The sequence below is a fragment of the Intestinibacter sp. genome (genome assembly GCF_022780145.1).
Taxonomy (GTDB): domain Bacteria; phylum Bacillota; class Clostridia; order Peptostreptococcales; family Peptostreptococcaceae; genus Intestinibacter.
This window is the reverse complement of the sequence record NZ_JALEXO010000125.1, coordinates 1-11,870: the sequence shown is the minus strand read 5'-3', so window position 1 is coordinate 11,870 and position 11,870 is coordinate 1. Positions and strand designations below refer to the sequence as shown.

Annotated in this window: 11 protein-coding genes and 1 pseudogene; 3 read left to right on the top strand and 9 right to left on the bottom strand. The window is 29.1% G+C overall.

The features are described 5' to 3' along the window. Positions 1-146 precede the first annotated feature (146 nt). Positions 147-512 carry a hypothetical protein gene (locus tag MR593_RS04695; RefSeq protein ID WP_290690278.1) on the top strand — a complete coding sequence of 122 codons (366 nt, stop codon included), beginning with the start codon at positions 147-149 and terminating at the stop codon, positions 510-512. Positions 513-595: 83 nt separating this feature from the next. On the opposite strand, the gene MR593_RS04690 is transcribed toward MR593_RS04695, so the two are convergent. The 8 genes from MR593_RS04690 to MR593_RS04655 all read right to left on the bottom strand — a co-directional run bounded on the left by MR593_RS04690 (position 596) and on the right by MR593_RS04655 (position 9,679). Beyond that, positions 596-865, bottom strand: coding sequence for a Nif11-like leader peptide family natural product precursor (locus MR593_RS04690; protein WP_290690275.1), 270 nt, complete (start codon positions 863-865; stop codon positions 596-598). Between the two features lie 21 nt (positions 866-886). Next, positions 887-1,387: a GNAT family N-acetyltransferase gene (locus MR593_RS04685; RefSeq protein WP_290690273.1), complete on the bottom strand. Its 501-nt coding sequence runs from the start codon at positions 1,385-1,387 to the stop codon at positions 887-889. 145 nt (positions 1,388-1,532) lie between these two features. Then, positions 1,533-3,080 (bottom strand): hydantoinase/oxoprolinase family protein, encoded by a 1,548-nt coding sequence (locus tag MR593_RS04680; protein WP_290690271.1) that lies wholly within the window; start codon positions 3,078-3,080, stop codon positions 1,533-1,535. After that, on the bottom strand, positions 3,081-4,172 hold the full coding sequence (locus tag MR593_RS04675; protein WP_290690270.1) for a DUF917 domain-containing protein: 1,092 nt from the start codon (positions 4,170-4,172) through the stop codon (positions 3,081-3,083). It abuts the gene before it with no gap. Between the two features lie 18 nt (positions 4,173-4,190). Continuing rightward, positions 4,191-5,453 carry a cytosine permease gene (locus MR593_RS04670; RefSeq protein ID WP_290690268.1) on the bottom strand — a complete coding sequence of 421 codons (1,263 nt, stop codon included), beginning with the start codon at positions 5,451-5,453 and terminating at the stop codon, positions 4,191-4,193. A 173-nt stretch (positions 5,454-5,626) separates the two neighbouring features. Continuing rightward, complete coding sequence (locus MR593_RS04665; protein ID WP_290690265.1) at positions 5,627-6,820, bottom strand: PucR family transcriptional regulator; 1,194 nt, start codon at positions 6,818-6,820, stop codon at positions 5,627-5,629. Positions 6,821-6,877: 57 nt separating this feature from the next. After that, positions 6,878-8,407 carry a cardiolipin synthase gene (gene cls, locus MR593_RS04660; RefSeq protein WP_290690263.1) on the bottom strand — a complete coding sequence of 510 codons (1,530 nt, stop codon included), beginning with the start codon at positions 8,405-8,407 and terminating at the stop codon, positions 6,878-6,880. 108 nt (positions 8,408-8,515) lie between these two features. Then, entirely contained in the window at positions 8,516-9,679 is a 1,164-nt protein-coding gene (locus MR593_RS04655; RefSeq protein WP_290690262.1) for a class I SAM-dependent methyltransferase, read from the bottom strand. A 228-nt stretch (positions 9,680-9,907) separates the two neighbouring features. On the opposite strand from MR593_RS04655, the gene MR593_RS04650 reads away from it, so the two are divergent. Next, on the top strand, positions 9,908-10,657 hold the full coding sequence (locus MR593_RS04650) for a polyphosphate polymerase domain-containing protein (RefSeq protein WP_290690260.1): 750 nt from the start codon (positions 9,908-9,910) through the stop codon (positions 10,655-10,657). Continuing rightward, complete coding sequence (locus MR593_RS04645; RefSeq protein ID WP_290690257.1) at positions 10,651-11,340, top strand: DUF4956 domain-containing protein; 690 nt, start codon at positions 10,651-10,653, stop codon at positions 11,338-11,340. Before MR593_RS04650 ends, MR593_RS04645 begins: the two co-directional genes overlap by 7 nt. A 214-nt stretch (positions 11,341-11,554) precedes the next feature. Here the strand turns inward: MR593_RS04645 and MR593_RS04640 are convergent. After that, positions 11,555-11,870, bottom strand: a pseudogene (locus tag MR593_RS04640) (carbohydrate-binding domain-containing protein); the annotation flags it as partial.

Genomic DNA, 11,870 nt, shown 5'->3' with positions numbered 1-11,870 from the left:
TCGGGAATTTAAGCCTTTGGAGTATTATATCAAATGCAAGTAGCTATAAATTTATTTATAGTAAAAGCAGATACGTTGAAAAAGGAATGAAACATAAAATTTTATAATTTTTTATAGATTTTTATAAGTTTTCAGTAACGGCAGCTATGCAATTTATACAATTATCAGGGGAAGAACTTAAAGAACATTTTGATAAAGCTAATTCTTGGTTTGTAGGCCTTTATATGGAAAGCTTTTTAAATAACTTCGAAAATCTTTCAGACCAAAAATATAAAGATGATTTGGCAGAAGAATTAAAATCAAGCGATCCTTACCTTTTAGATTGTCCTATAGACGAAATCAAAGAAAAGATAGAAAGCTTATATAAAATAATATGCTCAAAAAATGTTTCTGAAGCATTAAATATGGTAATTCTATTCGAATCAGATGAAGAACCTAATTGCTATGCTTACGAAGAAGCTAAGTACCTAACAACTTTAATTAAAAAAGGAAGTATAAAACTCCCTTACTAAACAGGGTAGTGTTGCAAAACTGAGTAAAATCTATTTTGTATACACTTCCCTTTTAAATTTACTTTTGCGACAGCTCCCTAAAATTATTTCAAAGCTGCAAAAAAGTCTTCGTACCAATCTCCCCAGTCGTCAATTGGGTATACTGCACCACCATTACAACTCTTTAGAAGATTTGATGCGTATTCTTCACCTATTTCAAATAATTCCCCTACTGTCATTTCATATCCAGCTTCTGTAGCAACCTCACAAAATGCTGCCATAGGGTCTTTTGCTGATTTTGTTTCGATAAGCTTTTGTTTTAAATCAGGATTATGTCTAGCCTCTTTTAATATTTGAGCTAATTTTTCATTCATAAATCTCACCCCTTTAAAATATTACACATTTAATTTTAAATCATAACAGTAAAATGGATCAGGCTTTCCTAGAAAATCCATCTCACCTGCAAATCTAAATCCGCATGTTTTAAATAAACTACGCATTTTTGTATTCATAGAGTTGGTATCTGTCTTTAAATACATTATACCATTTCTCATAGCTAAATTTTCAGCATATCTTATTAAATTTTTAGCCTTCCCTTGACGTCTATACTTAGGATTTATACCCATTCTGTGTAAAACTAAAGCTTTTTCATCACTTATCCAGTCTATATCTTTATATTCTTCTGGCTCAGAATCATTTACGCAAATAAATCCTACTAAATCTCCTTTAAACTCATCTACATATAAGCATCCTTCTTCTATATCTTTTTTAAAATCTTCAGCTCTTGGATAAGTTTCATCCCATTGTGTATTTTTACTTTCCTTCATTTCAGCAATTATTTGCTTTATTATATCCATTATTGAATCTACATCATTAAAATTTGCTTCTCTTATCAAGATATCCTCCTCCAATTTTGTTTTAAAACTTATATACAAAAATAATAGCATTTTTTTGGTAAAAATTTTCATTAATATTACTTTTTTTGAAATTTTTATTCTATATCAAAAAGACGAACTTAAAAAGTCCGCCTTTTCCTATATATTATATTAAATCTCCAACAACCTTTATTTTTATTCTAATAGCATTTCCAGGAAGATATGCAAGAGGTACATCTTCTATAAATAAAACTTCTATTGTTTCTTCTTTAGCACCTGCTTTTACCGCTTTATTTATAGCTTCTTGTTTAACCTTATTTATAGCCTCTTCTCTAGAAATTTGATCTAAGCTATATACCTTTTCTATATCACCACTAACTTGTCCTAAAGCAGCTCCGATTGCATTTGCTGCATTATAATGAGGTGGTCTTATTATTTTTCCAATACCTTGTAATTCATCTGGAACTATTATACTACCCCCACCTGTTAAAACTAAATCCACATCATCTTGACTAGTTTTCATTTGATCTATTGCATCTTCAAGTGTTTCTTTTACTTTTGCTTGAATTTTTTGGCAGTAGCTTTCATCTAAATCTTTAACCTTGTCCACCCTATCTTCAAATGCATTTCCTAATTTTGCAGCAACATCTGATAAAGTCAGTGTATTTCCACCGAATACCATAGCTTCTTCAGTTATTTTATATCCTACACTTTGTGGTCCTATTTCAAAATTATCTTCATCGCCCTTTACTATAGTCCCCCCTGCAAGCCCTATAGATATAATGTCTGGCATTCTGAAATTTGTATGTACTCCTCCGATTTGAACAGATATAGCTGATTCTCTTGGAAATCCATTTTGTAATATTCCTAAATCACAAGTAGTTCCTCCAACATCTACTACAACAGCATCCTTTACTTTAGATAAAAATGATGCTCCTCTTATTGAATTAGTAACTCCACAGCCTATTGTAAATATAGGGTATTTCATAGTATATTCTAAATTCATAAGCGTTCCATCATTTTGACTGAAATAAATATCGCAATTTATCCCCAATTCTTCCAAAGCATTTTTAAATCCTAAAGATACATCTTTTCCTACTGTTGATAAAGCTGAATTTAATATGGCTGCATTTTCTCTCTCTAATATACCTATATTACCTATTTCATTTGATAGAGATATAGGTATATCATCACCTAAAACCTCTCTAACCCAAGCTGCTACAGTTTTTTCTTGGCTGTTATTTACTGGTGAAAATACTCCACTTATAGCCACACTTTCAACTTTATCTTTTACTCTATTACAAAATTCAACGATTTCATCCTTGCATAAATCAGCTATTAATCTGCCATCAAATTCATATCCACCAGTAATTATAATCGAATCTAGCTCTACCTTTTCTCTTAAATCCTCTGGCCAATCTATAAATGGCTCAATAGCTACAGTGGCAGGTTTTGCTATTCTTATCATAGCTACATTATTAAGTCTTTTTCTTTCGACAATTGCATTTGTACAATGTGTAGTACCAAGCATAGCGTATTTTATAAGCTTTGAATCTATTTTACTTTCTTTTATAACTTTATCTAAGGCGTTAAAAATACCACTTTCTACATCTTCAGTTGTAGGCATTTTTACTGAATGAATTACATTTAAATTTTCATCTAAAACACAGGCATCCGTATTAGTTCCACCTACATCAATTCCAACACGATACATTTATTTTCCTCCTAATTTCTCTTGTATTTCTTCTACTGGAATATAATCTAAATCATATCCAAAATATCTAGGTCCTACTGTTTCTATTCCCTTTTCAGTTCTCCATTGCTCATTACAAGGAAAAGCTACTACAACTACACGTGAACCGTATTTCATTCTCTCTGTAGTAATAGGAAGTCCAGTTTCTAAATCTAATACTGCTATTAAATCAGGAGTTATACATAGAGGTTCATCGCCTTTTTTAGCTATCAAATGCTCATTTTGGAATAATATTGAGTAGTCTCCTTCATAATCATTTATTCCTTTAAAAAATGCATGCCCTCTTGTAAAGCCACCGCTTAATCCTCTTTTTATATCTACTATTTTTCCTTCAAATAATCTATATCCTTTTAGCTCCTTTAGCATCTTATCAATACCAAATTTTGCATTTGATTTGTTTTCCATTAAAATTTCGCCTATTTTCTCAGCTATAGTTAGAGTATCTTTTACGCAAGCCTTTCTTACTTGTTCTCCAGTTAGATGATAATCTGTAACTGAAGAGCTTCCACCCATTTCTATAGTAAGACATCTCGCCATTCTCTCAGCCCATATTCCATCCTTTGGATATAATACTGCTGTGTTTCCTTTTTCATCGGCCATAGTCACTGGTGAGCTTTCATATCCTGCTAGATAAAAAGTAACCATTTGAGCTTCTGGAAATGCCCTTCCCATAGAGTCTGCATCTACTATTGGTAATCCTTTCTTAGCTGCAACAGCTATCGGCATAAGTGAATTTATCCCGCCGATTTCAATAGGTATTATTACATCTACCTTTTTGCCCACTAATTCCTCCATTTTTTCAAGAGGTGCTGTCAACTCTATTTCTGATAATAATTTTTCTATTGTAATTGTAGGCGCTCCCATACCAGAAACTGGTACTACTAAGTCATCTTCTTTTAATTCGTCTACAGAAATTAATTTTACTGGTCCATATTTTTTGATGGCTTGCTTTGCAACTAGCTTTCCGATATAAGGATCTCCACCTCCACCAGTTCCTAAGACAGCTGCTCCTACAGCTATTTTATCTATACTTTCTTCTGTTAAATATCTCATTTTTTACTCCTATAATTTTTATTTTAATATTTTTCCTAGAATAACTTGTGCCACAAATCCAACTAAGAATCCATCTAATGAAGCTATTGATGTTAAATGCATAAATCCATAAGTTGACAAAGCAGTAACTGCTATACCTATTACCCAAGCTATTATTGATCTTATTACTACTGGTTTAGTAGTAATAACTCTGTTTTCTGTAAATTCCTTGAATTCTTTTTTTATAATATAATATTCTGCTGTATAAACACCACCAACAGGCGCTATGATTATTCCCAATAAGTTTAAGAAATCAGTAAATCTTTCATATATACCAAATACAGCTAATAATGTTGCTATTATACCTAATACGATTGTAAGTACATTTTGTGGAACTTTTTCAAGTACAGTAGCTATACTCAATGAAGATGAGTAAATATTACTTGTATTAGTTGTCCATTGTGCTAAAGTTAAGATTATCATTCCAGGAATTGCTATTCCAAGTGTTATAAATATATTCATTATTTCTGAAGTGCCCATACATTTTACTAATATTATAGAAACTATTATCATAAAACTGTTTCCAAATAAAATTCCCCAGAAACTAGATAATGCACAGTTTTTTGCATCGATTGCCCAACGGCTTATATCTGGAGAAATTATAGCACCTACTATAATTATACTTACAGATAATGATACACCTTGTGCAAATGTCATAGTTGCCTTCATGTCATGGTCTATAGCTGGCATTCCATTTTTTGAAAATGCTAAATAAATTGTGAAAAACATAAGAATTAATAAAAATGGAACTGAATATACACTTAATTTTTCCATAGATTTATATCCATAGATAACTGTACTCATCATCAAAAGTCCACCTACTAAACTTATAATCTTAGGATCTATCATAATATTAAAATGACTTAAAAGTATTTCTGAATTTTGTGAAAAAAATCCGACTTGAACACCAAACCATCCAAGTAAAGATATGCCTATTACAACTGAGAATATCTTAGAGCCTAATTCTCCAAATACCTTCTTAGTGATCATTGATGTAGATAAACTAGTTGATGATCCAACTAAAGAGCATATTGTATAAAGTACTGCTGAGCAGAATGACCCAACAACTACTGACAATATTGCTTGATCTATCGGCATACTATTCGCAAGCTCTGCACCTAATATAACTGAAGATAAATCTACTCCTATTGCTACCAAAACACAGAACATAGAAACCCAACCACGTTTCATATCATCTGGCACTGGTTCCAATGCATAATTTTTATTGTTTGACTTTTCCATTGTATTTTCCTCCACATTTCTTATTGATGAAATTAATTATATCAAAGTGAAGAAAATATAATTTTGTTAATATTAACAAAATTTAGTATATTTTTTTGTTTCGATTTAAAATTCAAACAATATAAAAATTGCACAAGATAGACTATAACAGTCTCAAACTTGTGCAATCTCAATTATTTATCGTTCATTCTGATTCTTTTTATTGCCATAGCAATCATAAGCTGATTAATCGCTGGAAACTCAAACTTATCATTTCCAATTAACTCTTTTATTTTGTTTAACCTATATTGAACAGAATTCCTGTGTAAAAATAAGCTTTCTGATGTTTTTACTACGTTCATATTATAATCTATTGCATATAATTCTAGAGTTTTGTATAAACTAGTATCACATTCTTCAACTTTGTTTAAAATTGACAAATAATATTGTATATCACTTTCTCCATCTTTTATTAAATTTAAACATTGCTCTGTAAACAGCAAGTCATGTCTCAGATAATATTTTTTTATTTTAAAAATCAATGGTACAGATTTTATAGTATATTTACAAAGCTTGTAAGCACTTATTATACTCTCTAATGAGTCAAGTCCATCTAAATATGCAATATCTAATTTTAAACTGAGATTTCCTAAATTATCAATTAAATGACTTACATCTTCTTGTTGTATGTTGTGTTTATTAGTTATCAATACAACTATATCATCTTCATAAACAGCAGCATAAGCTTTTATACTCCTATTATAATAATAACTTCTAATATTATTTAAAACTTCTTTTTTTAATTCGTAATCATCCGCAATATCTTGTTTAAAGTGTATATACTTCATATACCTCAAATCTTCTACCTTGTTATTTATATAAAATGACAACCTATGTAGCGAAATCTTGTCTTCGTCTAAAATAGCCTTTACAAATTCCGCATCTATTTCATAGTTATCCTTTTGCCATGCGTTAGATTTGAGTTTATTTTCAAATATCAGCTGCATAACCTCATAAATCACATATGAATACGGTATATCATCCCTATTTGGAGGCATAACTATTATTGGAAAATCTAATCTATCAGCAAGTTCTATTACTTTTTTCGGAATTTCTTTTAAATATATTCCCAAATAAAATACTATCAAGCCTGCATCATCACTTTTAGAAAAAGATTCTACACATCTCAATATACCATTTATATCGTCATAACAAGTTATAAATCCAGTGACTACTAATTCTCCACCTAAACTTTTATAACTGTATTCATCAAATATTATATTACTAGTTTCAAGGACTGAAATTCCAGATACAATTCTATTTAAACCACCTTCACCTGCTACTACTGTAGCTTTAGACAAAATAGGTAACTTTAAACAGTCATTCACAGTAATTTTCAATTTACTTCAATCTCCTATTCTTGCAAATTTTAATTTTTCATATATCTACATAAGTGGCGCAAATAATCTTAAAACAGCCTTGAATAAAACACCAAACTTATTATCTTTGAAGAAATCTTTTTCTATTTTTTTACTTTTAGAAATAGTTTCTATAGCATCTCTCTTTATATCTTGTATACATTTTGTCTTATACATAAATACTCCACATTCAAAATGAAGATATAAGCTTCTGTAGTCAAAGTTAATTGTACCAACAGTAGCGACTTCATCATCACTGACGACAACCTTGGCATGTATAAATCCTGGTGTATATTCGTATATCTCAACTCCATTTTCTATTAATTGATTGTAATACGATCTAGTAAGCTTAAATATTGTTTTTTTGTCAGGTATTCCCGGAGTTACGATTTTTACATCTATACCTCTCTTAGATGCTAAACAAAGTGCTGTCATCATTTCATTATCGATTATAAGGTAAGGAGTAAATATATACACATATCTCTTTGCATTATTTATAATATTTAAATATACATTTTCTCCTACAATTTCTTCGTCTAATGGTAAATCTCCATATGGTTGAATATATCCATCATTTACCACAAGTTCCTCCATATGAATATGTGGCTTATATTTACTGTAATCTTCATCAGTATATCTAAAAGAGTTCCACATATGTAAAAACATCGTAGTTAAATTCCATACAGCTTCACCCTTTAGCATTATACCTGTATCTTTCCAATATCCAAATCTTTCTTTTTTATTTATATATTCATCGGCTAGGTTTATGCCGCCAGTAAATCCTGTATGTCCATCTATTACTGTAATCTTCCTATGGTCTCTGTTGTTCATAACTAATGAAACAAATGGAATAAATGGATTGAATGCCATACATTTTATACCTCTAGCTTCTAATATCCTATCGTACTTATAAGGTAGTAGAGATATGCAACCCACATCATCGTATATCAATCTGACATCTAGACCTTCTTTTGCCTTTTGCTCTAATATATCTAGTATAGTATCCCACATCTCTCCTTCAGCTATTATAAAATATTCCATAAAAATATAGTGTTTTGCAGCCTTTAATTCTCTGACTAAATCCTTGAAGTTATCCTCTCCACTTCTGTAGTAGACTGCTTGTGTATTTTTATATATAGGAAAATTCATATAATTTGATAAATATTTTACTTGTCCTGCTACTCTCATATCTTGAGATTCTATTTCTTCTATTACTCTTTGGTCTTGATCGACATGTTTTAACTGTCTACTATATTCTTTTTCTAATTTAACTCTCATTTTTTTACCAGGTTTTTTATTCCCTAAAAATAGATAAAGCAATCCACCAAAAATAGGGAATAACAAAATTGGAATTATCCATGCAATTTTATAAGCTGGATTATCCTCTTTATTAACTATAAATAGGACCACTAATATACTAAGTACTGTACATATCACACTCAATAATTGTGAATAATGGCCAAACTTACTTATAATAAGTAGCATATATACAACTTGTACTAGTATCATTAGACCAAATATAAAAAGTCTATTAAACATTACCTTTAAATATTTCATCTTTTTCCCCCCCTCCAAACAAGCTATTTAATTAAACTCATTTAGTTGAAATTATCTTTAATTATTTATTATAACATTTAAATTTTAAATTTTTGTATAATAAAATCTTTATATAAGCTTGTCATCTTTCAATAAATTATATAGAGTTGGACTAAAATTAAATTCTTCTAATAATTTATTTACCTCGTTTAAAGCTTTTTCTCTTTTTCGTTCTGAAACATTTGACTTACTAGCTCTTATTAAAATATTTTTTGGTGAGTGAGCTATATCTATAAACTCTAAAAGCTGTGTCTTATATCCTACAGCCTCTAATAATTTTCCTCTAATTGCATCTGTCATAAGTGCTGCTACTCTCTCTTGGATTATTACATATTTAGATAGTATATCTAAATTTTCAGGTTTCATTTGATGATTCAATTCATGTTGACAGCAAGGAACTGAAAATATCATCTTAGTATTCCATTTTATAGCATTATATAGTGCGTAATCTGTAGCTGTATCGCAAGCATGTAATGTAATTACCATATCTACTTTATTGTTATATTTATACCCATTTATATCGCCTAACTCAAAATGTAAATTATCGTATTTATAACGTTTAGCTACTTCGTTGCATTTTTCTATTACGTCTTCTTTTAAGTCAAGACCTATCATTTTAACATTTATTTTTTTTATTTCAACGAAATAATAATAAAGTATAAACGTCAAATAAGATTTACCACATCCAAAATCAAGTATAGTAAGCTCCTTGTAATTATTTTTCTTTATTTCATCATCTATTATCTCTACAAATCTATTTATTTGCTTGTACTTATCGTATTTAGATTTTACTACCTTTCCTTCTTTAGTAAAAACACCTAAATCTATTAATGGCTCTATAATCATACCTTCTTCTAAAATATAGTTTTTCTTTTTGTTGTGATCTTTATTTATTAAATTTGAATTATCAGCTTTTTTCTTTCCTAAAAATACTTTTCCTTTTTTAGATATTTTTAAATCAAATGTAGAATCTTCACTCCATGCAGATAACTGTTTATAACTTGTACTCATATACTCTATTAGCTTATCCTTTATTAAACAAGTTTCTATATTTTCATGAAAAACCTGTTTGTCTGTGTATTTTTCGATTTGATAGTATTCTTTATCCTTACTCTCCTTAATATTCATATTTATTTTATTGTATTTTTCATCTTTATTTTTTTTATTACTTATAACAATTTTAAAGGCTCCACCTTCTACTATTTTATCGATAGCGTTTATTAAATCCTGCATTCTTTCCTCCTATTATTATCTATCCTCTATGTCTTTATAAATTAATTTCTATTTAAATCTACTAAACTATTATTATATCACTTACTTCAAATAATATAGCTTATTTTTATTAAAAATACGATATTAAAATTATATTGTCCAATAATTTTAAATAAACTCTTTTACATTAAGGTAAATTTAAGGTTGATTTCATATATTATTAACATAAATTTAATAGGAGTGAAAAATATGGCAATCAAATCTTTTAAGCATTATGAAAAAAAATACCTTATAACGCAAGAACAATACGATTTATTAATTCCTAAAATCTTAAACTATATGGAATTTGATGAGCATTGTAAAAACAATCAAAATTATAATATCTATAGTATTTACTACGATAACGATAATAATGATGTAATAAGACATTCAATTTCAAAACCATATTATAAAGAAAAATTACGTCTCAGAAGCTATAAAATCACATCAAATCCAGAAGATATTGTATTTTTAGAATTAAAGAAAAAAATAAATGGAATTGTAAACAAAAGAAGAATAGTCCTTACTTTTGAACAAGCCATTGATTTTTTAGAAAAAGGAATTAGACCTTGTACAAATGATTACATAAATAATCAAGTTCTAAATGAAATAGAATACTATTTAAGTTACCATGACGTCCATCCAGCAGTTTTTATTGGATATTCTAGAAAGGCTTTTTTTGCTAAAAATAATAGAGATTTTAGGCTGACTATTGACTCTAAAATTCTAACGAGAAGAGATAACTTATCTCTAGACGCAGGATATTTTGGAAAAGACATCTTAGAGAAAAATCAATATTTAATGGAAGTAAAAATACTCGGCTCTATTCCTCTATGGTTTGCACATATATTATCAGAGCTTAAAATCTACAGTACTCATTTTTCAAAATACGGTACAGAATTTATAAATTACACAAGGGAAAAACAACTTAATAATCAAAGGAGAGAACAATCATGCTAGAAAGTATTATAACAACAACATCAGGAGAATCATTTACATTTATAAATGCAATTATTGTACTTGTCACTTCAATTGTATTAGGTTTGATTATAAGCTTATCTTATATGAAAACAAACAATAAAGATAGGTTCGGCTCAAACTTCTCAATAACATTAATAATGTTGCCTGTGATTATAGCTATAATCATCTTATTAGTAGGTAACAATGTAGCTAGAGCATTTAGTCTAGCTGGAGCATTTTCGATAATTCGTTTTAGAAGTGCCCCTAGAGATCCAAAAGATATTGCATATATATTCTTTACACTAGCTGTAGGACTTGCCTGCGGTATGGGATATATAGGATACTCTATATTATTTACATTTGTCCTTTGCTTACTAATGCTAGTTTTAGAAAAAATTAATTTTGGATTAAATAAAGAAAAAACTATGCAATTAAAAATCGTTGTTCCAGAGGATCTTAATTTTGAGGGTGTTTTCGATAGTATATTAAATGAATACACAAACTCATATACTGTTGAAAGAGTTAGAACTAGAGATTTCGGAGCATTATTTGAGATTACATATCTAATAAAATTAAAGCAAAATGTAAGTTCAAAAAAATTAATAGATGAACTGAGATGCAAAAATGGCAATTTAAATATAAGCCTTACTTCTTCAGTTTCCGAATCAAAACTTTTCGTATAGTATACTTAAAAAATAGCGACTATAAGAAAAAATCCATAAATATAAAATAGAAAACAGCTTCCTATGATAAAATCAAATCATCAGAAGAAGCTGTTTTTTATGTATTTAAAATAAGGCATACGCTGATTTAATAAGCCTATGCCATCTAAAAAATTATCTATATAAAAAACCTCAAACTATCTAATTATCAAATTTTTTGCGTATATTTTGTGTATTAAAAATTTTTACCCATATCTCTTGGATTTCCACCTTTGTCACCAGGATTCATTCCACCGCCTTTACCAGCTCCTCCTGGACCCATATTTCCACTTGATGATGCTCCTTCTTGTACTAACTGATTAATTGAAGATGAAATTTTCACACTTCCTACTTCTTTTCCATCGCTGTATGTTCCTTTTGAATAGATTCCATTTTCGTTATCTCCCTCGTACTTACCTCCAACATAAACCTTATATGTAGAACCGTCCTTTATGTCAGGAGTGGATACAATAACAGATTGATATTCCTTACTAGGTGAAAATGTAATTAAT